The sequence below is a fragment of the Curvivirga sp. genome (genome assembly GCF_965219885.1).
In the GTDB taxonomy this organism is placed as follows: domain Bacteria; phylum Pseudomonadota; class Alphaproteobacteria; order UBA8366; family Aestuariispiraceae; genus Curvivirga.
The window spans coordinates 58,610-83,676 of record NZ_CBDCOT010000008.1 but is presented as its reverse complement, the minus strand read 5'-3'; the positions used below and the strand labels follow the sequence as shown (position 1 = coordinate 83,676).

Here is a 25,067-nt window from a genome sequence, read left to right as displayed (position 1 = left end):
TGTGAGGGGAAGATGAAAAAGATTGATGCATTTTTGATTGGAAATCCAACAGATTTTATTCCAAGAAATATTTGTTTTGGTGGAGATTCTAGTAACGGTAGTGAGAATGAATATACAGGACCACATCCATCAAACAATTTCCATAACCCTGGCCCAAGTCCATCTGGTGACGTTCAGGGGGGAGATGGTGATGATACAATATATGGCGGCAGTGGATACGATTGGACAGCTCCATATGCAGAGGATTTTACTGGTTTAATTGAAGATGGTTTTTATGATAGCCTTTTCAGTGTTCCTGAGCCTGAAGAGGAGCCTTATGCAGGCCCTCATCCATCAAATAACTTTCATTATTCTGAAGACGACTTGCCTGAGGAAAAAAGAAGAGAGTTAGAGTGGCAAAGAAGAATGCGTCAGTACGAAGGTGAGACATTAAGCTCTTATTCCCCTTTACTTGAGCCACAAGAAGTTAAGCCGGAAGACCTTTTTGACAGTGCGATGAAAAAAGCCATCGAGAAAGCGACAGGTGGCCGGATGGGGTACAAGCCAGTTGCTCTTGATCTTAATGATGATGGAGATATTCAATTAATAGATCACAATGATTCAAATGTTTATTTTGACCATGATGGTGATGGACAAAAAGAAAACTTGGGTTGGATTGGTCCTGATGATGGTTTTTTAGTTATAGACCTTGATGGGGATGGCACAGTTAACTCGCCTGAGGAACTCGCTTTTTCTCTCTCGACAGAGGAAGATGATACAGATTTGGAAGCGCTTGAAGCTGTTTATGATGTGAACGGTGACGGAATGCTTGATGCGTCTGATACACCAGATTTTGCAAAGTTTCGTATATGGCAGGATCTCGACCAAGATGGAGAAACAGACGATGGAGAGCTTAAAACTTTAGGGGAATGGGGGATTACTTCTATTGATTTGACACGAACGGAAGTTGATGAATTGGTTGAAGGGAATATTATCCATAACACTGCAAAATTTGAGACGATTGACGGTTCTGAGGGAGTTGTTTGGGATTTAGAGCTGCAGGCGTCCATATTTGGATATAGTACTCAGGAAACTAGTTCAGGCACAAAGTTTAGTTTGGAAGTGGGATATGATGCCTTATTTGGTCAAGATGGTACGCGTATCGTTGAAGATGCTGCGGAGTTAGGTGTTGATGCGCTGTATGGTGCAAGATTAAACGATCGTTTGTCTACTTCATCAACTAACGATGTATTATTGGACGGCGGTGCTGGAGATGATGTTCTCACAGGTGGTGCTGGCAATGATTGGATTGCCGGTTCAGCTGGAAGCGATAGTATTTTTGGTGGAGCCGGTAGTGACACACTCTTTGTGGACAGCGATGATAAGTTAATTGATGGCGGAGCCGGTAATGATGTTGTGATCGTTTCAAATGCTCAAGGTCTAAGCTTAAATATGGCTACCAGTAATATAGAATCGGCTGTTGGAAATGATGGTAATGATATCTTTTCTGCGGAAGATATGGTCTCTACACCACAAGACATAGATCCTGACAGTGATCAGTCAGATGCAGAACAATCATTACCTTCAGTGATTATTTTTGGTGAAGGAGGGAATGACATTCTTAAGGGAAGCCTTGGGAATGATTTAATCTCAGGAGGAGATGGCCAAGATATTATCCATGCAGGTGCAGGAGATGACACAATCTTTATTGATGCTAACGACAATATAAGTCAAATAAAAGCTGGTGATGGAGATGATGCAATATTTGTGCAGACGGTAGAGGCGGTTACTCTTGATTTGCTGCTGGTAGAAGCAGAGTGGGTTTATGGTAACGATGGTGATGATACGTTCTCTCATAGTGGTGACTATGACGTCTATATGTATGGAAGTGATGGAAATGATAACCTTTCAGGAGGTAGCGGTGACGACACTCTGATTGGTGGTTCCGGGGCTGATATACTAGATGGTGGCAGTGGGTTAGATTTTTTATCTTATGCCGATAGTATAGAAGGTGTAATTGTTAGTTTACTGCATAACACTGCGCAGGGTGGAAGTGCTGAAGGGGATGTGATTTCCAATTTCGAAGGTGTAATTGGTTCAGTTCTAGCCGATTCTGTTGAAGGTAATAATTCATCAAATGCTCTTTATAGTGGCGCAGGTGATGACGTCTTGATTGGATTAGGAGGAGTCGACTTCCTCTATGGTGGAAGTGGGTCTGATACATCAGATTATTCCGCCTCTGGCAGTGCTGTCACCGTTGATCTGACGGAAGGCACTGGTTCGGGTGGCCATGCCGAAGGGGATACTCTCAACTCTATCGAAAATCTGGTTGGCTCTGCTCATGCGGATACCTTGCGTGGTGATGATGCAGATAACGTATTTGCAGGTGGAGCAGGGGGTGATACCCTGTCCGGTGGAGAAGGGAATGATACCTTAGACTATGCGACTTCTAGCGCAGGTGTCAGCATTAATTTGTCCGATAATTCCACCTCCGGAGGAGATGCTGCCGGGGATATCATCTCCGGGTTTGAAAATGTAATCGGATCTGACCATGATGATACGCTGAGCGGGGATGATACGGCCAATAAACTCGAAGGCGGTGCAGGGGAGGACACGCTAACAGGTCTCGCCGGTGCAGACATCCTGTCAGGTGGTGCTGGCAATGACACGATTGAAGCAGGTGCCGATCAGGATCATGTAGAAGGTGGTGCTGGTGCTGATATTCTGGATGGGGGGGATGATATTGATACCCTGTCTTATGAACATTCTTCCGAAGCTGTTTCTGTTGATCTTGGCAATAATCAATTCTCTGGTGGGGATGCTGCCGGGGATGTGGTGAGTAACTTTGAAAATCTTCAAGGCTCCGCCCATGATGATAGTTTAACAGGGAATGATACGGATAATAGTCTGGAAGGATTGGCTGGGGCAGATGCCCTTGATGGCGGTGCCGGAACAGATACGGCCAGCTATGCCAATTCCGAACGGGGTGTGGATGTAAGCCTTTCCCGTGGTGGCGGTTTACATTATCTGGAACAAGTTAAATTTGCAGCCGCATCTACAGGTCAGGTGACCTTATCCGATAATGGCTCTAAAGCTGTTATTGTCGGCGGTAATGCCACGATCTATTCTGAAAGCCTGACCTCTAGTCTATCTGATGGCTGGATCGTCTCAACCCTTTCTGTGGATCCGGGTAACTACACCGATGCCATGCCGGATGGTTATATCTATCTGACAGATAAATCCGCCACGGGGAATACCCCATCTGGACAAGAATATATTAGTCTTTATCTAGGGTCTGATAGCGACAAATTTGGTCTTAAGGTTTTTGATTCCAATGGCGATGAAACCGCAAGTTATGACTTTATTGGTAAATCAGATACGGCTGGAAGTTTCAGTTTTGCCTATCGCCGTGATACAGGTCTTTTGGCTGTATTTGCGAATGGGGCTTTGGCAGGTGTTCTAAACTGGACTTCAGGCCTTGATCTGGTGACAGGTGTGTCTGGTCCGGAAGGCTATAGTTTCAACTTAAGTGAAAATCCTGATCTTTTAGGTCAGATTGGTCTGGATGGCGCACACTCTCTTAATGATACATTCACCAATATTGAAAATCTTCAAGGCTCCCAATATGGCGACCGCCTGGAAGGGGATGCTGGTAATAATACACTCACAGGTGGTTCCGGTAATGATGATTTATTTGGCGGTGCTGGCCTTGATAAGGCAGTTTATAGTGGGGATGCAGCTGGCTACAAATTTACCCGTAACACGGATGCAGATGGCAATATAACAAGTTACACCATTGAAGATATTAATTCTGACTTATCAGGCGATGATGGCACGGATACGTTAGTTGATGTTGAAGAGGCTCATTTTGGAGATGGGACTGTTATCAAGTTTGATGGTAGTAACAATGCAGCGATAGCGGCTGGTGGTAAGGTTGTAGTTAAGGCCGGAGACACGGCGAGCTGGCAGCTTCATGGATATGATATTGATGGGGACACCATTAGTTTTGCCGGTGTTGATGGGACAGGTGCAGCTGTTGCAGCAGGCACAAGCTTTAACACCTCTAATGGTGGTTCTGTCACGATCAATGCGGATGGTAGTTATAGCTATACAGCTGCAACTGGATACGAAGGCAGTGATAGTTTTACCTATCAAGTGACGGATGAACATGGGGCTGTCAGTGAAGCAAATATGGATGTTTTCGTAACTTTACCTAAACCTGATGCTTCGTTGAGTTTGACTGACCCTGATGATTATTTAGTGAATACAAATGGTGTTGTTGGTGATCCACAGGTTTGGACACTCTCTATGTGGGTAAAACGTGACAGTACAGGGGGCACTCACTATTTAATGGATAGTGGTGCCGCAGGTGATAGCAATCCTGATAACATTAAATTTGAATTTAATGATGCGTTACGTGTTGATATGAATGGTAGTTTTGTAATTATGACAGAACAAAAATTCACAAGCACGAATGACTGGTATCATTTTGTTTTTGCTTCGGATACGCGTAGTGGTGTTGCTGATTCAGATTTGTTTAAGTTATATGTTGATGGGGAGCTCGTTACTGATTTTGAATATGATGCGCGTGGCACGCGCCCGACAGCAGGCGGTTCTTGGGGCGATTTCAATTCAGGAAATCCGATCCATTTTGGTCGCCGCATTTATGATAATCAGCTAAATTTCGACGGCTCTTTTTCCAATATTGAATTTGTTGATGGTCTAGCGCTTGATGCGAGTGCATTTGGTGCCAATGTGGACGGAGAATGGACCACTCAAAATTATAACGGCAGCTATGGCCCCGCGGGATATCGCTTGGATTTCTCCGATGCTTCAGACTTAGGCAAAGATAGTAGCGGGAATGAGAATGATTTCGATAATTCTGGGGGCATACAAAACATCTCAGATTCAGATAATGCCATTGACCCTACCTCATCAGGTTCAACAGGAGATTCATCGTCTTCCGTCAATGAAAACCAAGCAGATGTAACTTATTCGGAGCTAAATGGTATATCTTCAAATACGACTACATCCTATTTGTCACGCCAATTTGATAGCGAAGGTGATAAGAACTCCTGGGTTATTGAAAGTTGGGTTAAGCGTGAAAGTGTAGATACAGAGGACTTTATTTTCACTGCGAGTGATTACGCTTGGATTGGTTTTGATAGTAATAATAAATTGGTTTTTGCAAGTTATGCCACCAGTTATCCCAACCCAGTTGGATACTACATAGCGGAAAGTGAACAAACTTTCACTTCAAACGATTGGATAAATATTTCAGTAGCTTATGATACGAATAGGACTGACGGTAAATTTGTCAGAATATTTGTAAATGGTGAAGAGATTGGATTAAGTAGAAATACATTTTTAGGTAACTGGTCTCATGCCGTTATTGGGGAGGATTGGGAGTATCGTATTGGGCAACGTTATAGGGACACAGATATTTTCAATGGCCAGATTGGCAGTATTGTTTATCGCGATGGAGCAAAACTTGAAGATAGGGGAGACCTAATCACAGGTGCCTACAGAGATGAAGAATGGGTTGCAATCGAACCAACTGCTTCAAGTTCCTATGGAAGTAATGGGTTTGCACTAAAATTTAATGATAATAACAATTTGGGCTATGACGTAAGTGGTAATGATAATCATTTTACCACTACTGGGGTTGTTACACATCATAATGATAGTGGAAAACGTGTATTTAAAGCATCTTATGATCATGACGGTAGTTCTGGTAATGACATTCTTTTAGGAGATTTCGGGGCAGATAAACTGAAGGGTTATTCAGGGGATGATTTACTGATAGGTGGTGCTGGTGCTGATATTCTTGATGGTGGCTTGGGAGAGGATACGGCTGATTACAGTGCGTCTACTGAAGGTGTGACGATTGATCTTTCTGCAGGTACAGCGTCAGGCGGTGATGCAGAAGGGGATCAATTAATCTCCATTGAACATGTTACAGGCTCTGCTTTTGCCGATACTTTATCTGGAACAACTGCTGCGAACCGTCTCGAAGGCGGGGCAGGTGATGATGTGCTGGATGGTCGTTCTGGAGGAGATACTCTTCTTGGTGGAGAAGGGAATGATACAGCCAGTTATGCAAGCTCCACAGCAGCCGTAACAGTTGATCTGACAGATAATAGTCAGAATGCAGGTGGTCATGCTGAAGGTGATATCTTAACGGATATAGAGAATATTATTGGATCTGGCTTTAGCGATAGCCTGAAAGGTAATGATCAGGATAACAAGCTTGAAGGTGGAGCTGGCGACGACAGCCTTATCGGTGGGGCTGGATCAGATATCCTTGATGGCGGTACAGGTGAAGATACTGCTGATTATAGTACTTCCAGTGAAGGTGTTACTGTTGATCTTTCTACAGCTACAGTATCAGGTGGGGATGCTGCAGGTGATACATTAATCAGTATTGAGAATGTAACTGGTAGTGATCAGTCAGATACGCTGACAGGGGATGATGTTGCCAATATCCTCGGAGGGAATGCAGGTGACGATGTCCTCACAGGTGGCTCTGGTAATGATGAGCTTGATGGTGGAGCGGGGCATGATATTGCCCATTATAGTGGGGATGTCGCCGGGTATCAGATCAGTGTTGATAGTTCTGATGGGACGGTGACCATTGAAGATGTAGAATCTGGTCTCTCAGGCGATGATGGCACGGATACGTTAGTTGGTGTTGAAGAGGCTCATTTTGGCGATGGGACTGTTATCAAGTTTGATGGCAGTAACAATGCAGCGATTGCGGCTGGTGGTAAGGTTGTAGTTAAGTCAGGAGACACAGCGAGCTGGCAGCTTCATGGATATGATATTGATGGGGACACCATTAGTTTTGCGGGTGTTGACGGGACAGGTGTAGCTGTTACGGCAGGCACAAGCTTTAATACGTCTAATGGTGGTTCTGTCACGATCAATGCAGATGGTAGTTATAGCTATACAGCTGCAACTGGATACGAAGGCAGTGATAGTTTTACCTATCAGGTGACTGATGAACATGGGGTTGTAAGCGAAGCTGTTATGGATGTGGATGTCTCTTCTATTGAAACCACAAATGGGCCCGGGAATAATGAGAGCTCCTCATTCAATGGTAGTTCCAGTCATATGACAAGAACCCCTTCAGTTTCTGGTAACAGGCAAGCTTGGACCTTATCGATGTGGATTAAGCGCGATAGTGTGGGAGGAGTCCAGTGGTTATGGCATAATGGGGACTCAACGAATAGCAATACAGACAATATCTATTTTAAACCCGACAACACTCTAAAGATCGATATGGCAGGTTATACTATTGTAAATAGTGAAGATGCTTTTACAAGTACATCCGATTGGTATCATCTTGTTGTAAGCTCTGATACACGAAACGGTGTATCAAATGATGAACTATTAAATATATATGTGAATGGAGAAAAAGTAACGAAATTTGCTCAAGATGGCCGTGGCACCCATTTGGTTGCAGGTGGACAATGGGCGAATGTGAATACGCTTAACTCAAGTAGTTTTGGCCATCGCAATTTTAATGGGGGTCAATATCACTTTGATGGTTCAATGGCAAATATTGAATTCGTGGATGGTCTAGTACTTGACGCAAGTTCATTTGGTACCAATGTGGAGGGGAATTGGACTGCCCAAGATTATCAAGGTAGTCATGGTGCTACAGGATATCGTTTAAACTTTTCCGATGTTTCAGATTTAGGGAAAGATAGTAGTGGTAATGAGAATGATTTCAATAATGTTGACATTATACAAAACAGTTCAGATTTAGATGTTGCTATTGATCTAAGTAATGCTGCAACTCTATCAAGTTCAACAGCTGAGTTATCGTTTATTTCCAATAAAAATTACGATGAAACTGGGGATGAAGCAGCGTTAGTAAATGTTGGGAATAATGAGTTTATCGGTCATTCCTGGGGTAAGGATATTGCTATCAAGAAAGTCAGAATATGGCGCCCAAGCAACACAGGCTATGATGGATTAGCTGGTTCTGGTGAGATTACTTTCACCGTTGAAGGATCCCATTCAGCGGATTGGTCTGATTCCGTGGTTTTAGGCTCTAAGTCTATTATAGACTATGATGGTGCTCGAATAGCTGAAAGCGCTTATGTTGATATTGATACGTCAACGGCAACATATAAATATCATAGGGTGATTATAAAGACCGCTGGAAATGGAGTAAGAGTCGCAGAGATTGAGTATTTCGATGTTATTGATCAAACACCAATTAGCGGCCTTGGCAATGATGTACTGCAAGGTGAAGCAGATTCAGATATTCTTATAGGTCATTCAGGGGATGATTTACTGATAGGTGGTGCTGGTGCTGATACTCTTGATGGGGGATTAGGTGAAGATACTGCTGATTACAGTGCGTCTACTGAAGGTGTGACAATTGATCTTTCTGCAGGTACAGCGTCAGCCGGTGATGCAGAAGGGGATCAATTAATCTCCATTGAACATGTTACAGGCTCTGCTTTTGCCGATACTTTATCTGGAACAACTGCTGCGAACCGTCTCGAAGGCGGGGCAGATGATGATGTGCTGGATGGTCGTTCTGGAGGAGATACTCTTCTTGGTGGAGAAGGGAATGATACAGCCAGTTATGCAAGCTCCACAGCAGCCGTAACAGTTGATCTGACAGATAATAGTCAGAATGCAGGTGGTCATGCTGAAGGTGATATCTTAACGGATATAGAGAATATTATTGGATCTGGCTTTAGCGATAGCCTGAAAGGTAATGATCAGGATAACAAACTTGAAGGGGGTGCAGGTGATGATAGTATAGATGGCGGCGAAGGATTTGATATTGCGGTTATACACGGGCAATTAAAAGATTTTGTCATCACTTTTGAATCTGATGCAAATACTACATTTTCAGATAGAAATATGTCCGACGGAAATGCTGGATTTGACAAATTGAAAAATGTGGAACAGGTAAACTTTGATGATCGCAGTTTATTCCTAAATGGCCAAAATAATGGTGTGATAGCTATAGATTCTAGAATATCCGCCAAATCACGTGACTTGGTTTCATCTAAATTATCTGCCATCGATATTGAAAATGACAACTTCTCATTTAACGGGTTGAATAACTCAGGAAATCTTGTTGCAACTGGCGTTAGTTTTACATCGGAGAATGGTGGCGTGGTTACAATCAATTCTGATGGCACTTATAGTTATAAAGCTGCTTCTGGATATAACGGAGATGACAGCTTTAGGTTTCGCGCCACAGATGAGCATGGTTTTTCTTCTGAAGCGGTTGTTGTCATCACTAATCAACCAACAATCGAAACGTTTGACTTTGAGGAAGATGCAATAAAAATCGCCACGAATGTTGATATTCAACATAACACAAATTACCGCCATTTTGGATTTGGTGACGTGAATGGCGATGGTCAGACAGATTTAATTATGAATGATCGTGATGTTGATGGATATAATTCCAGCAATGAATCATTTGTGAAAGTTTTATATGGGCAAGCTGGTAGTTTTTATGGAAGTAATTCTGGTCCGTTGAACCTTGATGCATCGGATCACGATTTAATTGCATCCGCCATTGGCACACCAAACGGGGATTCGCTTAAATTTGCTGTTGCCGATACCAATGGCGACGGTCAAGCTGATGTAACCATTGGACACTCTTCTTATTTGAACAGAATTGATATTGAAAGTCTGACAACTTTTGAAAACTCATCTGTGCAACAAACGCTGGCACATGCCACTACTGGTCAAATTAATCAAGGTGGTCCAACTTCTTTGATTTATGCAGATTATAATGGGGATGGGTTTATGGATCTGTTTTCTGGTGGAACTGCAAGTAATTATGGCAGTTTCAGTCCAACCAAGACCACTCTTGGGGCTTGGTTCGGGACAGGAAGTGGATTGTCGTCTTCTCCTTCTGTAGTCGCCTATACCAATTTGGCAGGTGTAGGACAGTCAAGTAAGAGTATGGGAGCATATGCGATTGGCGCCTTAGATTTGAATAATGACGGTTATGACGATGTACTGGTGACAGGTGGTGGTGCCAATGATGGTCAAATGGTCATGATGAATGGCATTAAGATCAATTACGGTAATGCAAATGGTTCATTTACAAGTAATTTAGACAGTGCAGATGGTGGTTTCATCTTAAGTAATGTGACAGATGGTCGTTTGATTGATCTTAAAATGGCAAGCGGGCATGCAGACATTAATGGAGATGGTTCTAATGACCTGGCATTGCATAATCTTTATGAAGATAAGGCATATATTTACTTTGGCGGTAACACAGAAACCGGCAGTGTTGATTTTGATGCATTGAGCAATGATCAGAAATTAACGGTTACCGGCTTAGGCGGGAATGTGACCAGCATGTCGATTGGTGATCTGGATTATGATGGAGTTGCCGATATTGCTATAGGCGTTTCTTCATATGCTGGTGGTGATGGCGCTGTATGGATCGTTAGAGGGCAGGCCCATGGTTGGAATGGGACATTAGATGTTAGCCAAGCTTCTTCTGACCAAGCTGTTTTGATTGCACCGGATAGTGGCAGTGGTAATCAAATTGGTTTGGAAGTCGAGATCGCTGATATGAATTTCGACGGATTGAATGATTTACTTATCGCTAGCCGAGGTGGTGATCGAAGCTTGTATGCGATTGAGGGTAAAAATATCTTTGGATATTGGTCTGAGCCAAATATGGAAGGTACACATGGCAATGATTACCTAAAGGGTGGGGCTAATGCTAATCATATTTCGACTTTTGAAGGAGATGATATACTAATAGGTGGTGCGGGAGCAGATATTCTTAATGGCGGATTAGGGAGTGATACCTATTCATTCTATATCGGCGATGATCAAGATGTGATTAATAATTCAGATAGCAATGCAGCAAGTTCTACAGACAAGATTGTTTTTGGTTCCGGTGTTGATGAGGGCGATATCTGGTTCCGTCAGGAAGGGGATGATCTTGTGGCTCAATTACTTGGCACAGATGATCAGGTCACGATCAGTGATTGGTATGATACAAGTAGTGTGAACTATCAATCGATTGATCAGTTTGAGGTTGCTGATGGCTCTACCTTGAACGCCTCAAACGTTCAGGCTTTGGTCGATGCGATGTCTAGCTTCTCTGTGGACGAAGTTACCAATGATACAGTTATGTCAAATGCAGATCATGATGATGCACAAACTGTGATTGCGGCGAATTGGAGTTAATCATTGAAACGAGGGCGGCCAATAATTTGGCTGCTCTCTTGATTTGGAAAAACAATCAACTTGAAAAACATGTATAAAATTAATTTTTTTAATAATACACGTATTTTCTAAGCGTAATCCCAGATTATCTAAAGGCTAGCTTAATATAAATAAATTTAAATTTTTATTGATTTTTTAAAACACCGAAGGTGTGAAAGTTTATGGTATCTGTGAAAAATACATTTCAAAAATTGATATACGCAGGACTGCATATGAGATAATCAAAGTATTCAGGAGATATTCAGGTCAATCAATTGTGAAGTGATTGTCATAAAACACCAACTCACTATAACAACGATTAACACACACTTATTTGTAGACAACATTTTTTTTATGAATAAGCGCTTCATAAGATCTCCCAATCATATCAATAAATTCGCAGAATACAGCAGTACCAAGTTTTATTACTTTCAGTTTCCAAAAATACATATCTTGCAAAAATACACCTGATTGTTTTCTCGCGTATGTATATGTAAAACCTTATGTATTAGACAATGATCTGAATCAAAAGAGTATTTTGCTCAAAATTACACATCCTCAACTCTATTTCGTCTAATTTATATTATGGAAAATAATATAAATACCTATTCGCTGTTTTCACCAAAGATTAGGTAGTTTCCATCTGGATCCGTAATTTTGAACTCTTTCATTTGGTATGGTGTTACTGACACTTGTTGATCAAGTTTCTCAGCCAGTTGTTCAATCTCTTTACACCAGATGTATGACACGGCTGGGTTAATCTTCTGATCTTTGGAAACTCGGACAAGATGGATCGCTGTTTGTGAAAGTTTTATAATAGCAAAGCTATAATCCTCAGCAACGAAGCCCGATTGAAACTTTAATGTGTCCTTAAAAAAGTCCAGAGACTTTTCCATATCTGATACATGGAATACTGGCACAATATCTTCAATATGCGCATCTATCATATTTTGCAGCCTAATCTATATGTTAATAGTCAGGCCATCATATCCGATTTGAATGTGATCAGGTAATTGTTTTTGAACAGTTCTATAATCCATCTTGGTGTTCATATGAGTTAAGACCGTTAAACGTGGCTTTACACGCTCAACCCATTTAATTGCTTTATCAAGATGTATATGCGTTTGATGTGGCTTTGGCTGCAAACAGCCTAACACCCAGGTATCAATACCTTCAAGTATCTTAAACGCGCGTTCATCGAGCTCAACGACATCTGTCGAATACGCAAAATTATCAATACGATAACCAACTGATTTAGAGAAACCATGATCTTGTTCAAATGGTTGAACCAAATGATCACCAAATTTAAATGAAGGATATTCATCAGAAATGATTTGAGGCTTTAAGACTGGCTTATAATAGTAATTATGAGCGGTCGTTCCCATTTCTGTGAAACAATAGCCAAATCGATTATCCAAATCATTCATGGTCTCTTGGGTGCCATAAACATCTAACGGCGCATTCATCGATTGGCAAATCCAGCGAAGCTCATCAATACCATGCGCGTGATCAGCATGTGCATGTGTATAAAAGACCGCATCTAGTCTATTAACATTGGCATCAATCAATTGTGCACGCAAATCTGGGCCAGTATCAAAAAGAACTGTTTTATCAAAGGTTTCCAACAATAAACCAGATCGACGACGACGATTTTTAGGTTCATTTGGATCACAATCTCCCCAACCGAGCCCGATGGCCGGCACGCCACTTGATGATCCTGAACCTAAAATCGTAATATGCATCAACTTACAAACTTGTTACGATCTATTTTAGTAAATAAATTGAAGAAGTTATTGGTTGTTCTTTCAGCAAGCTCTTCCTCAGAAATCAATTTAATTTCGGCTACATTCCTTGCGGTATGCGTTACAAATGAAGGCTCATTTCTTTTACCACGTAACGGCACAGGCGCCAAAAATGGCGCATCTGTTTCCACAAGTAAACTATCAACTGACAAGGAATCAACTGATGTACGAATTTCCTTAGCAGACTTAAAGGTAACAATACCAGATAAAGAAATAGAAAGACCCAATTCTACTGACTTTTCAGCAAGTTGCTGAGAAGAACTAAAGCAATGAATAAGCCCGGGATAAGCCCCCTTCTCCATCTCTTCAGTTAGGATATTCACCGTATCTTCATCTGCATCACGGGTATGAACAATCAAAGGTAAACCAGTTTCACGGCTCGCTGCTATATGCGCACGAAAGCTATCTTGTTGTTCCTGCCTTGGGCTATGTTCATAAAAATAGTCCAAACCTGTTTCGCCGATCGCAACGACTTTGGGATGTTGAGCGAGCTCAATCAACTTTTCAGTGGTTGCATCTGCCCCCTCTTCTTCCGCTTCATGAGGATGCACACCAACACTACAATAAACACAATCATAGCGCTCAGCAATTTCACGAACTTTCGGAAAGTTACTAAGTTTGGTAGAAATCGTGACCATACAACCAACGCCAGCTTCATTGGCACGCGCCACGACCTCATCAAGGTTATCACCTTCACGTTCCAAATAATCCAGATGGCAATGGCTATCAACCAGCATTGGCTTCGTCATTTTATATTCGATCCTACTATTTTTATACGTCAGCTTCTTCTTCCACAAAACGCGGAAAAATACCAACAGGCTTTTCAATAGCAACACCAGATTTCAACGTTTCTCCATATGCAGAGAAATCACGATTATCTGCGGAAACTTGTAGTAAATCCAACATCTTATCCGCTGATTCTGGCATGAATGGACGTACTAACAAACCAAGTTTACGAATTGTGTCTGCCAATACATATAGAACTGTTTTCATGCGATCAAAATCTGTCTTACGCAGAGCCCAAGGCGCTTGAGCATCTACATAGCGGTTTGCTTCACCGACAACTGCCCAAATTGCTTCTAAAGCTTTATGGAAGGACTGTTGATCAATCAGATCACGTACTTTCACCAATGTATTATCAGCCATAGTCATCAACGCCTTATCATCATCCGTGAAGTCCCCAAATTCAGGGAATTGAGCGCCACAGTTTTTAAAGATCATACTCATCACACGTTGGCAAAGATTTCCAATATCATTGGCAAGATCAGTATTCATACGACCAACCATTGCATCATGAGCGAAGTCCCCATCATTTCCAAATGGTACTTCACGCATCAAGAAATAACGTGTTTGATCCAAACCATATTTCTCAATCAAATCAAGTGGATCAATCACATTACCAAGGGATTTGGAAATCTTCTGGCCTTCATTTGTCCACCAACCATGGGCAAATACACGTTCTGGCAATGGGATTTCAGCCGCCATCAAGAAAGCAGGCCAATAGACTGCATGGAAACGCAAGATATCTTTACCAACCATATGCAAAGAAGCAGGCCAGAAGTCTTTAAAGCTTTTCTTTTCAGTGTCTGGATAACCTGCAGCTGTTAGATAGTTTGTCAACGCATCCAACCAAACATACATGATATGATCATCGTCGTTAGGTACAGGAACACCCCAGCTAAATGTCGTACGGGAAACAGATAAATCCTTTAAGCCGCCTTTAACAAAGCTTAAAACCTCATTTCGACGACTTTTAGGTGCAATAAAATCAGGATTGCTTTCATAAAGCTCAAGCAACTTATCTTCCCAAGCAGACAGTTTGAAGAAATAGCTAGGTTCTTCCACCCATTCCACTTCTGCACCTGTCGGAGCAATCTTTTTCCCATCTGGGCCATCAACAAGTTCCGTTTCTGTATAGAAAGCTTCATCGCGAATTGCGTACCAGCCAGCATATGCGCCAAGATAAATATCACCAGTTTCGACAAGTTTATTCCAAATTGCCTGGCAAGCTTCTTTATGACGCTCTTCGGTTGTGCGAATGAAATCGTCATTTGAGAAATTCATCGCCTTTGCAAGATCACGGAAATTCTGGCTTACATTGTCTGTAAATTTTTGAGGATCAATACCCGCTTTTTCCGCTGATTGTTCAACTTTCTGACCATGTTCGTCAGTGCCTGTCAGGAAATGTACGTTATAACCATCCATTCGTTTAAAACGTGCCATAACATCACATGCTAAAGAGGTATAAGCATGACCAATATGTGGTTTGTCATTCACGTAATAAATCGGTGTGGTGATATAAAAATTCTGACCGGCAGACATGATAGTCTTGTCCTTTATTGTTAAATTATTGAAAATTGAGATTTCTCAACAGGTCTTTTAGCGCCCTTGAGCCAAAGTTTCTAGCGTTAAAAATGCATCAATGACAACTTGGCGTCTATCTAAGTTACTTGGTGCTTCGGTTTGCCATAATCTTTCATTAACCAAATCTGCAGCTTCTAACCATTTACCCAGTGGCATCAAAGCTTTACAGGCTTCAATCGCCATATACTCCTCCGCAAAGATTGGTTTAGGCATGTGATCACCTGCCAAAATTTTCAAAAGGCGTTTAAACCACCAATCAATGAGATTTCTGAAAACTATGTAATTTTCTTTTGCGTCTTTCCGTGAAAGTGTATCTGCTAAAGAATGCAATTTGGTTAAGGATAAATCTTGAGGATGGGAAAGCAAAGAGACAACCATCTTAAACAAATCCAATCCGCCATTTTCTTGCAATTCCATCGCCTTACCGACACTTCCTTCAGAAAGTCGTGCAAGTGCATGCGCATCATCATTTCCAAGTTCTGGATATTGCGATAATAATAACTCAGACACACTCTCATCTGGTATGGACTTAAAGGTTAATTTTCTGCAACGGGATTTAATTGTTGGCAATAAGCGGCCAGGAGCATGGGAAATCAGAATAAATATTGCCCTTGCAGGTGGTTCTTCAAGTACCTTTAATAGAGCATTTGCAGCATTTCGATTTAAATCATCGGCCGCATCTACAAGGATCACTCGCCAATCAGATTCTGCGGGTGTTAATCTAATAAATTCAATAGCTTTTCGTGCAATTGCAACTGGAATATCGTTTTCTGCTACACGTTTTGTATCAGGATTCATCATACCTTTTTCAAGAATCTGAAAATCACTATGACCACCAGACGTCATACGTCGATAGACTGGATGTTCTGCTGAAACTTTTAAACTATTTGGTTGATCGCCAAATAATCCGCCTCCTTCTCCACCTCCAGCAAGAATAAAGCGCGCAAACTGATACCCTAAACTCGCCTTTCCAATGCCTTTGGGACCTGTAAATAACCAAGCATGATGTAATTTTCCTGAATTCCAAGCATCTAACAGAAGCTGCTCGTTCGCCTCATGACCTTTAACAGATAAGGAATCTCGAGGTGATAGTAGAGCGGTATTTGCTTCATCAGCGATTTCAGATTCATCAAACATCATCTTGCCTAAATCTCTAATTCAGGAAAAGTAGTTAGTAATTGTTGTTCAAGTCTTTTGCTCACTTCGTCAATTTCGCCATTACCATCAATCACTTTAACACGATTAGTTGCATGATTTGCGATATCTAGATATCCATCACGCATACGTTGATGAAAAGAAATATCCATATTTTCATAGCGATCTTCACCATCACGTCGTGCCAATGCACGTTTAAGCCCTACTTCAACAGGGATATCGATAATAATTGTCAAATCTGGATTAAAATCACCTAAGGCCGCTTTATGAACTTGCTCAACACGTTCTCGCCCTAGTTCATGGCCATATCCTTGATAAGCCATCGTTGAATCGGCAAAACGATCACATAATACCCATTTTCCTTCAGCGATAGAAGGTTTAATGATTTTCTCAACATGATCATTACGCGCAGCATAAAGCAACAGTAATTCCGTTACGCCATCCCAACGGCCAGCATCCCCTGTGACAAGCAGCTCGCGAATTTCCTCGCCACCTTTAGATCCGCCAGGTTCACGACTGAGAATGACTTCAATACCATTTCTTGCTAGCATTGCGGCAATTTTTTTAATCTGGGTAGACTTACCGCTTCCCTCGCCACCTTCAAAACTAATAAATCGACCGGGTTTGATAGACATATTCAAATTTCCATTCGACTTAATTTTCGCCCCAAAGCAAATAGCTAAACGCAGAAGATAAGCGACCAAATGCACCTAATTGCTCAACTGTTTCAGCTGCAATCAAAGGAAGTTCTACAGGTTCAATATCTGGCGCTGTAATATATATGCTACCCAATTGAGTACCTTCAACGATCGGCGCTTTTACCGGCTCCGTATAACGCAAGTTCACACGTAAATCATCCCGGTTTTTCCGACGTAAAGTTATACCGACCTCTTCTTCGATAATAATCGGAACTTCCCCTTTGACACCTAACCAAACCGGTAACTTTGTAACGGTCTCATTTGCTGAGAATAATTCATAATGTTTCCACTCACGAAATCCCCAAGTCATAATACGTTCCGCCTCAACGCTACGCTCATTTGAAGATAACATACCGTTTGCAACAAGTATCAGACGACGACCATCCCGAATTGCGGATGCTGTGAGACCATAGCCTGATGCCTCTGTATGTCCAGTTTTAAGTCCATCAGCACCATTAAAACCATTTCTAATCAATGGATTACGGTTACGCTGTTTAATACCACTAAATGTAAAATATTCCTCGGAATAAATATGATAATATTCTTGCATATTTCGAATAGTTGCTTCAGCAAGAATAGCAAGGTCACGGGCAGTAGTATAATGTTCAGGGTCAGGCCAACCTGACGCATTTTTAAACTGAGTATTCGTCATACCAAGTTCGTGTGCTTTATCTGTCATGGAGCGAGCAAAAGCTTCTTCACTTCCCGCTAAACCTTCGGCTACAACAATTGTTGCATCATTACCTGACTGAATAATAATTCCACGTAATAGATCTTCAATTTTCACACGTTTACCGACTTCAACAAACATCTTGGAGCCACCCTTTTTCCATGCTTTACGGCTTACAGGAAAAGTATCTTCCAGAGATAACGCACCATTTTTCACTTGCTCAAGCAGCATATATGCGGTCATCATTTTTGTCATAGAGGCAGGATACATACGCGTATCTGCATCTTTTTCAAAAAGTATGGTACTTGTCTCCATATCATATAAGAAAACTTGCTTTGCTGTAGTTTCCAAATCCTGGGCGCGTACAAGATTGCTTAGCAAAATGGTGCTAAATACTAGTGCAACAAATGAAAAAGATTGTTTGAAGGTTAGCTTCATGATCATGATTGCCTTTAGATCGTTTACGTTTTCTACGTCACTATTAAATGTTTATGCCTAAATTAAGGCATCTATCCGGAACGGGTATAATTATCCATTCTAGATTGATCAAATATTAATTCTTTGCTTCCACGACAATACGTGCATCTGGATAACCAGCTTCCACGATCGCTTTCTGTATGTTATCGGCTTGTGCAACGTTTTCTATCGGTCCGACGCGCACGCGAAATAGAGGGTTTTCAGCTTTATTTATTTGTTGAATAACAACATCACCAACCGATGAAAGGCGTGCCTGAGTTTTAACCGCATTTGCATATTGAGAAAATGCACCAGCCTGGACATAAATCCCAGGAATAAATCCAACTACAACATTTTCTACTTTTGCCTCATTTTGTGGGGCTTCAAGTATCTTTGTTTCGACAGTCGCTGGTACCGATACTCCGCTAACTGCAGCAACAGAAACTTCACTATCAGATGCAGCTGGAACCGATATTTCAACACCATTCTCTTCGATTAATGTTTCTGTTGCGATGGCAACTGTCGGTGCAGCAACTGGGGCCGGTGGCGCCTCCCCTCCCTCAACATCACCACGCATGTAGGATGCTAAAAGACGGCTTTCAGCTTCTAGAATTTCTACCTTAACCAATGCAGTTCCCTGTTTTTCGAAACCCAGTAATTGAGCCGCGCGTTTCGACATATCAATGATGCGATCATGTGCATATGGACCGCGATCATTTACTTTTACTTTTAAGGAACGTCCATTTTCCAAATTTGTCACACGCACAACAGAAGGAAGAGGTAATGTTTTATGTGCAGCAGAAACTTTATTCATATCAAAGATAGCCCCGTTTGCTGTCTTTTTATTATGAAAATTTGGTCCATACCAAGAAGCTACGCCTTGTTCAGAATAGGTATAATCTTCTTTAGGATAATACCAGTTCCCTTTGATTTTATAAGCATTTCCTACTTTGTAATGCGTGCCGTTAGTACCATGTTCTGGGCCACCTAAAACAGGCCCTCCACCACTTGTATCATTATTGCTGATAGTTTTTGAGGCTTGAGACAAGAATTGAATTTCACTGCAAGCCGTAAACATGAGCATTGATAGAATCAAAACTATGCCGTTTCTTAATTTCATACTTATTCTCAAACCCATTTTCTTTATCCCGAACTTCCAGTTGTTACCCGTTAGCCTCAGTAATGATACGTGTTACCAGTGAAGCTTCTGGATATCCGTCAGCTGGAAGACCGTGCTTAATCTGAAATGCTTTAACAGCGGCCCGTGTTTTTGATCCTAATATTCCGTCGGGGTTTCCAGCATTGAACCCAAGAGTATTCAATGCGGCCTGTAATGCAATGGCCTCATCACGGTGTAACGGTTTATCATTTGCAGGCTTTTTGGCGACTAAATCGCCTTTACCTTGTAGTTGATCCGCTAAATGTCCTACAGCAATGGCATAAAGAATAGATCGATTCCATACCATGATCTTGCGAAAATTATTATACACTACGAAGGCAGGGCCTTTATGACCTGCTGGCAACACAATTGACGCATCAATTACGACTTTAGGCAAATCTGCACCATTTGCACGTCTAACGCCTAATTTTTGCCATTCAGATAGATCTTTCTGAATATTTAAATCAGCTAATTCGTAATTAAAACCATCTGGAAGTATTACTTCTCTTCCCCAAGTTTGCTCCTTATTCCAACCAATCTGAGAAAGATAGTTGGATGAGGAATACATTACATCGGTCAAACTACCCCATAGATCCTTTTTCCCATCATTATCACCATCAAATGCATATCCTGTGAACGTTGAAGGCATAAACTGTGTTTGTCCCATTGCCCCAGCCCAAGAACCAAGCATCCTTTCATGCGCAATATGACCTTGATCAAGGATTTTTAAAGCTAAGAGAAGTTCATTCGTAAAAAATTCGCTACGTCGAGGATCATGTGCCAATGTCGCAAGTGCATCGACCACGGGAAAACCACCTGTATAATCGCCGAAGTTGGTTTCTAATCCCCAAAACGCAACAAGAAAACGGGGTTGCACACCGAATTTTTGATACACCTCATTTAAAAGTATCTTATGCTCTTTTAACAAGCGGCGACCACGTTCAATTCGTTCTTTCGAAATCGAACGTTCAATATATCCCCAAAATGTACGAGAAAATTCTGGTTGACGTCGGTCGTAATACAAAACTTTTTCTACTGGTTGCCAGTCTGCAAAAACTGTATCAAAAGTACTTTCAGAGATTCCTTCTTTGAGAGCAGTTTGTTTAAAGGTATTTAACCAATCAACTGGCGCTATAGGATTGTTAAGCTCTGTATTCACATTGGTATCTTGAGCATTTACTGGAATATTTGCAAAAGACATCGCAATCACTGCCGTTACAGGAAGGATTGTGGATTTCAGAAAAGATTTCATCCTGATCATTGATATATACCTGTCAAAAATAATTACATAATTCCGCTATCGCGATTCGGTTTCATTGGACAAGTATTCGCAGCTTATTCATCAATTGCAAATCACCGCAATCGCAAAATACTATCTCCATTCCTCTTGCATATAGGACTGATTAAAATCATACTAAATGTAAGTTGTTGAAATTGATGCTGAACAAGGACATCAACATTATTCTATAATTATGTGATACAGACATATTTATAATACATTCAAATAACTTGAGTTTATTTATGCCAAATCGTTTAAGGTTGGGGAATTTAAATGGTCACTGTTCTACGTGCTGATGGTAAAATAGATGCAGTTCAGGATAACCCTGAAGAGCGCTTTATGTTGGTGGTAGACGAGGTAGGAAATATTCTGCGAGGCAATAAAAATGCTTTAACTTGGCTTGATCAGAAACCACAGGATTTAGCAGAAAAGAACATTGCAGATATTCTTGCTCCACCTTCACAAATGTTAGCTTCGGATATTATTGTGAATGCTGTAAGTGGCTTCCATATGGATTTACAACCCGCCTTTGTATTCGGTGCAAAACGTCTGGTTAAAGGCTTCCAAATGATGGGAGAACCCGTTGACCCTGATGGTAGTATCTCCGATACAACAGAATATCGTTTACGTTTTCAATATGACGCGAGCTTATCAGCCGAATCCAATCCTATGAATTCTGCAAAGGGCTTCGCAAACAGTGTAAATGACATCTTGAAACATTCAGAAGAAGATTTGGATATGACCTTCGTGTCTGTCGGTGATGTAGATGGATTGGCGACAAATCTTAATCTTTCAAAAGACCAAATTGATAATTTCACTAAAAATATGGAAGATCGCTTACGCGAATCTAGCCTTGATCAAGCAGCTTTAGGTCAGGTATCCAGTGGCAAATACGGTGTTTTACATAAATCACAGGCTGACCTTTCTGGTATGCATGAAGATATTAAAGGACTTGCTCAGGAAATTGATCCTGAAGGCAAAGCTCTTAATGTTGAAACTAAGACAATGTCGCTTGATGCAGATGGCTTGGAAGATGATGAGTTAGCAGATGCACTTTCTCATGCGATAGATAGTTTTGCCGAATCAGGATTGGATGATCTCATTTATGACAATCTAGGTTCAGCCCATACTGCCTATTTGGATCATAAATCGGATCGCTTATCGATTTTGAAAGAAGTGATTAGTAAAGACCAGTTATCTGTTGTATATCAACCGGTTGTGAATGTTCATAAATGGTGTACAGACCATCTTTGGGCTGAGATTCGCGCAGACCTTGAAGATGATGGACTTGGTGTAGAAGAAATCATCAAATTTACGCGAGATAATTTGGATCTACGTGTCCAAGTAGACGAAGCCCAATGTAGATTCATAGAAACAGATGACTGGTATAAAGGTTGTCCTGTTGCGATCACTTTACATGTAAGATCACTGCTTAAAGAAGATGTGGTAATGCGACTTCTTAAATTTGCCAGTACTGCTGGTGACACCAAAGTGATTCTTCGCATTTCAGGATTTAGTCCTAACGATCTCAGTCGCTTATCCGCTTTAAGTACCTTAAAACAATCTGGCTTCTCAATTGCTTTATATGGAGAGGAACTCGGAGCTATTAACTCTCAAATGTTAACTGAATTGCCTGCGGATTACATTATCTTGGAAGATGGTTTCACGGAAAGTACGGCGCATCTAAAAGCGTCTTTAGCAATGCTGGAAAAGATGGAACAACGCTGCCTACAACATGACATCAAGTTGGTCTTTGACGGTATTCGTGAAGAGGATACGGCAACTGCATTGGCCAAGTTAAAAGTTGCTGTCGCAACAGGTAGTTACTTCGGTGATCATGTCTCAGATCTAGCGGATTTGCGGTATCCAATTCAGCAATAATATTTTTTTTACATTTTTGTCATTTTTATACTTGCTCTTAAGGCGGTTTTAAATATTATGCCCGCCGTAACCGAATGGTTCCGCATCATAGATGGAGCGGTGACAGAGTGGTTGAATGTACCGGTCTTGAAAACCGGCGTGCGTGAAAGCGTACCGTGGGTTCGAATCCCACCCGCTCCGCCATCTATATGGCTATACAAGAACGAGGCATTATGCCTCGTTTTTTGTTTTATATTCTACTTTTGGAATATTGACTTCCTGTTCACTCCCCCTCCCAAAATCTTCAGATAAATATGATGAAGATGCTACTTAATAAGATTAAGCGCCTTTTCTTATTAAATCTTTATGGAGTTTAGATTCTTCATAATGTTGATCACTTAAAATATTTTAAAACTAGCATTAAAAGTGCTTTGCCACACATAATACTGAATTAATATCGCATTCGAATATATTATTTTTGAAATAATTACTTGATTAAAAATCACAAAAAGAAATATAATTTCTCAATCAAGCCACATAAAGTTCATTTTAGAACTTTAATAATTATCAACAATGAACACATTTATTATGACAAAAGGTTTTAGAAGTTTATCAAAATCACAACAAAAAACACTCAAATATCTCTTTCGATATTTACTAAAAGGTGTAGCTTTTGCTGCTATACTTTGTTTAGGTGTGTTCTACTTTGATCTTGGAAATCTTTGGTCTATGGCAAGTGCATATAGTTATGGTTGGCTTATTGTCATGAAATTATTCTTTGCCATGGCTGTAACATGTGCTGGTGTATCCATGGGATATGGGATGTTTACCCTTCCAGTTCATGACGACAAATAAAAAGTGGCAAATAGTCACTTTATATCTGTTTTTGAGCTAATGGATTTCTTTCGAAGATCATGAGCTTAGCGTTCAAGTTTAATAACGTATACCAATCTCTTTAGCTATTTCATTTATTATTCGCGATACTACGTACATATATTTGTAATAATAAATATGCCTTCCCATTTAAAAATTAAATATAATGTCTGCATTATTTATCAAAAGATCTTAACTAATTAAGTATGATGTGGCCTGATCAATTACAGGCAACTGTCCCTCCCCAATCAGATAAATAAATGTGATTAAAGCGCCGGATCATTAGATTGGACGCTTTTTGACAAAAAGTGATCACATTTCTGATTGATGATTAATTTTAATCATCGTACATAGGATCAAATTATTTCGAGCGCCCTCGCCTTTAATAGAAAAATGAGATCAAGGCGTTTCATCAGTTGGAGGATTTTTTTATGAGCAGAATTGTTTATGTGAATGGTGACTTTGTGCCTGAAGAAGAAGCAAAAATCTCTGTGTTTGATAGAGGGTTTTTATTTGCTGACGGTATTTACGAGGTTTCCTCTATCTTAGAAGGTCGTTTGATTGACAATGCTGCCCATTTAGCACGTTTGAAACGTTCCGCAGATGAATTGAAGATGGATTTACCTCTGTCTACCGATGACATTGAAAAAGCTATGCTTGAATTACTTGAAAAGAATGGTGTTCATGAAGGCGCATTATATCTTCAAGTTACACGCGGAGCTGCAGACCGTGACTTTGGTTTTCCTGCAGATGCAAAACCTTCATTAGTTATGTTCACTCAGGAAAAGAATCTGATTAACAGCCCCGCCGCTCAAAAAGGGATTGCCGTCATTTCAGTTGACGATATCCGTTGGGGACGTCGCGATATTAAAACAGTTCAGCTCCTTGCCCCCGTACTTGCAAAACAAGCAGCAGTAGAAGCTGGTGCTAATGACGCATGGCTTGTTGAGGAAGGTTTTGTCACCGAAGGTAGCTCTAACAATGCATACATCGTAAAAGATGGTGTGATTATTACACGTCATCTTAGCAACAGTATTCTTCATGGTATTACACGTGCGGCAGTTTTAAAGCTTGTTGAGCAAGAAGGTCTAAAATTGGAAGAGCGCCCTTTCACCATGCAAGAAGCATATGAGGCTGACGAAGCGTTTGTAACAAGTGCGACAACATTTGTTTGGCCTGTCGTAAAAATTGATGACGCGGTTATGAGCAACGGTGCCCCAGGCGAAATTTCAATGAAATTGCGTAAATTGTATATTGAAGAAGCTTTGAAACGCTAATTTAAAAACCTTCTAAATTATTCGCTAAGGGCGCCTGCAGATTGTAGAGCGCCCTTTTTAGTGATTTTTTAGATATAAGTTGCGCTTTAAATACTAATAAATTTGTAGACAAAAATTATTTTGATCCAAGCACCTAAAATTTTTTGTCTTAGGGGCAATTTAAACGTTGTCACGGTACAAACTTGCCCCTTATGATATAGTGAAATTGCAAAATCGGCACAATGCGCGTCGCATTTTCGATGATGCAATTCGTAAATAGGTCTTTTACGATGTCGCAAAAA

The 25,067-nt window shown here is 40.9% G+C and carries 13 protein-coding genes and 1 tRNA gene; 5 read left to right on the top strand and 9 right to left on the bottom strand.

Annotated features, from left to right (window positions below):
- Positions 1-12 precede the first annotated feature (12 nt).
- Complete coding sequence (locus ACOQOA_RS02990) at positions 13-11,175, top strand: Ig-like domain-containing protein (protein WP_420547169.1); 11,163 nt, start codon at positions 13-15, stop codon at positions 11,173-11,175.
- A 623-nt stretch (positions 11,176-11,798) separates the two neighbouring features.
- Here ACOQOA_RS02990 and ACOQOA_RS02985 read toward each other — a convergent pair.
- From ACOQOA_RS02985 to ACOQOA_RS02945, 9 genes are all read right to left on the bottom strand, one after another.
- A complete protein-coding gene (locus tag ACOQOA_RS02985) occupies positions 11,799-12,140 on the bottom strand; it encodes a hypothetical protein (protein ID WP_420547168.1) in 342 nt (113 codons plus the stop codon).
- A 15-nt stretch (positions 12,141-12,155) separates the two neighbouring features.
- Entirely contained in the window at positions 12,156-12,935 is a 780-nt protein-coding gene (locus tag ACOQOA_RS02980; RefSeq protein ID WP_420547167.1) for an MBL fold metallo-hydrolase, read from the bottom strand.
- Complete coding sequence (locus ACOQOA_RS02975; RefSeq protein ID WP_420547650.1) at positions 12,935-13,732, bottom strand: TatD family hydrolase; 798 nt, start codon at positions 13,730-13,732, stop codon at positions 12,935-12,937. Before ACOQOA_RS02975 ends, ACOQOA_RS02980 begins: the two co-directional genes overlap by 1 nt.
- Positions 13,733-13,766: 34 nt before the next feature.
- A complete protein-coding gene (gene metG, locus ACOQOA_RS02970) occupies positions 13,767-15,317 on the bottom strand; it encodes a methionine--tRNA ligase (RefSeq protein WP_420547166.1) in 1,551 nt (516 codons plus the stop codon).
- Between the two features lie 57 nt (positions 15,318-15,374).
- Entirely contained in the window at positions 15,375-16,499 is a 1,125-nt protein-coding gene (locus ACOQOA_RS02965; RefSeq protein WP_420547165.1) for a DNA polymerase III subunit delta', read from the bottom strand.
- Between the two features lie 5 nt (positions 16,500-16,504).
- Positions 16,505-17,149, bottom strand: a complete 645-nt coding sequence (gene tmk, locus ACOQOA_RS02960; RefSeq protein WP_420547164.1) for a dTMP kinase — start codon at positions 17,147-17,149, stop codon at positions 16,505-16,507.
- 19 nt (positions 17,150-17,168) lie between these two features.
- Positions 17,169-18,320, bottom strand: coding sequence for a D-alanyl-D-alanine carboxypeptidase family protein (locus ACOQOA_RS02955; RefSeq protein ID WP_420547163.1), 1,152 nt, complete (start codon positions 18,318-18,320; stop codon positions 17,169-17,171).
- 115 nt (positions 18,321-18,435) lie between these two features.
- Positions 18,436-19,458 carry a septal ring lytic transglycosylase RlpA family protein gene (locus tag ACOQOA_RS02950; protein WP_420547162.1) on the bottom strand — a complete coding sequence of 341 codons (1,023 nt, stop codon included), beginning with the start codon at positions 19,456-19,458 and terminating at the stop codon, positions 18,436-18,438.
- 43 nt (positions 19,459-19,501) lie between these two features.
- The gene (locus ACOQOA_RS02945; RefSeq protein WP_420547161.1) at positions 19,502-20,758 is read right to left on the bottom strand and encodes a lytic murein transglycosylase; all 1,257 of its coding nucleotides are present in this window, start codon (positions 20,756-20,758) and stop codon (positions 19,502-19,504) included.
- Between the two features lie 291 nt (positions 20,759-21,049).
- Here ACOQOA_RS02945 and ACOQOA_RS02940 point away from each other — a divergent pair, with 291 nt between their 5' ends.
- From ACOQOA_RS02940 to ACOQOA_RS02925, 4 genes are all read left to right on the top strand, one after another.
- Positions 21,050-22,657, top strand: coding sequence for an EAL domain-containing protein (locus tag ACOQOA_RS02940; RefSeq protein WP_420547160.1), 1,608 nt, complete (start codon positions 21,050-21,052; stop codon positions 22,655-22,657).
- Positions 22,658-22,750: 93 nt separating this feature from the next.
- A tRNA-Ser gene (locus ACOQOA_RS02935) sits at positions 22,751-22,840 on the top strand.
- Positions 22,841-23,224: 384 nt separating this feature from the next.
- Positions 23,225-23,491, top strand: a complete 267-nt coding sequence (locus tag ACOQOA_RS02930) for a hypothetical protein (protein WP_420547159.1) — start codon at positions 23,225-23,227, stop codon at positions 23,489-23,491.
- 449 nt (positions 23,492-23,940) lie between these two features.
- Positions 23,941-24,786: a D-amino-acid transaminase gene (locus ACOQOA_RS02925; RefSeq protein ID WP_420547158.1), complete on the top strand. Its 846-nt coding sequence runs from the start codon at positions 23,941-23,943 to the stop codon at positions 24,784-24,786.
- The last annotated feature ends 281 nt before the right edge of the window (positions 24,787-25,067 follow it).

Bases quoted from the DNA above. Each gene is read 5' to 3' on its own strand.
- ACOQOA_RS02990 (WP_420547169.1), top strand. From the start codon at position 13: ATGAAAAAGATTGATGCATTTTTGATTGGAAATCCAACAGATTTTATT.
- ACOQOA_RS02980 (WP_420547167.1), bottom strand. From the start codon at position 12,935: ATGCATATTACGATTTTAGGTTCAGGATCATCAAGTGGCGTGCCGGCC.
- tmk (WP_420547164.1), bottom strand. From the start codon at position 17,149: ATGTCTATCAAACCCGGTCGATTTATTAGTTTTGAAGGTGGCGAGGGA.
- ACOQOA_RS02975 (WP_420547650.1), bottom strand. From the start codon at position 13,732: ATGCTGGTTGATAGCCATTGCCATCTGGATTATTTGGAACGTGAAGGT.
- metG (WP_420547166.1), bottom strand. From the start codon at position 15,317: ATGTCTGCCGGTCAGAATTTTTATATCACCACACCGATTTATTACGTG.
- ACOQOA_RS02950 (WP_420547162.1), bottom strand. From the start codon at position 19,458: ATGAAATTAAGAAACGGCATAGTTTTGATTCTATCAATGCTCATGTTT.
- ACOQOA_RS02945 (WP_420547161.1), bottom strand. From the start codon at position 20,758: ATGATCAGGATGAAATCTTTTCTGAAATCCACAATCCTTCCTGTAACG.
- ACOQOA_RS02925 (WP_420547158.1), top strand. From the start codon at position 23,941: ATGAGCAGAATTGTTTATGTGAATGGTGACTTTGTGCCTGAAGAAGAA.
- ACOQOA_RS02955 (WP_420547163.1), bottom strand. From the start codon at position 18,320: ATGAAGCTAACCTTCAAACAATCTTTTTCATTTGTTGCACTAGTATTT.
- ACOQOA_RS02940 (WP_420547160.1), top strand. From the start codon at position 21,050: ATGGTCACTGTTCTACGTGCTGATGGTAAAATAGATGCAGTTCAGGAT.
- ACOQOA_RS02985 (WP_420547168.1), bottom strand. From the start codon at position 12,140: ATGATAGATGCGCATATTGAAGATATTGTGCCAGTATTCCATGTATCA.
- ACOQOA_RS02965 (WP_420547165.1), bottom strand. From the start codon at position 16,499: ATGATGTTTGATGAATCTGAAATCGCTGATGAAGCAAATACCGCTCTA.
- ACOQOA_RS02930 (WP_420547159.1), top strand. From the start codon at position 23,225: ATGACAAAAGGTTTTAGAAGTTTATCAAAATCACAACAAAAAACACTC.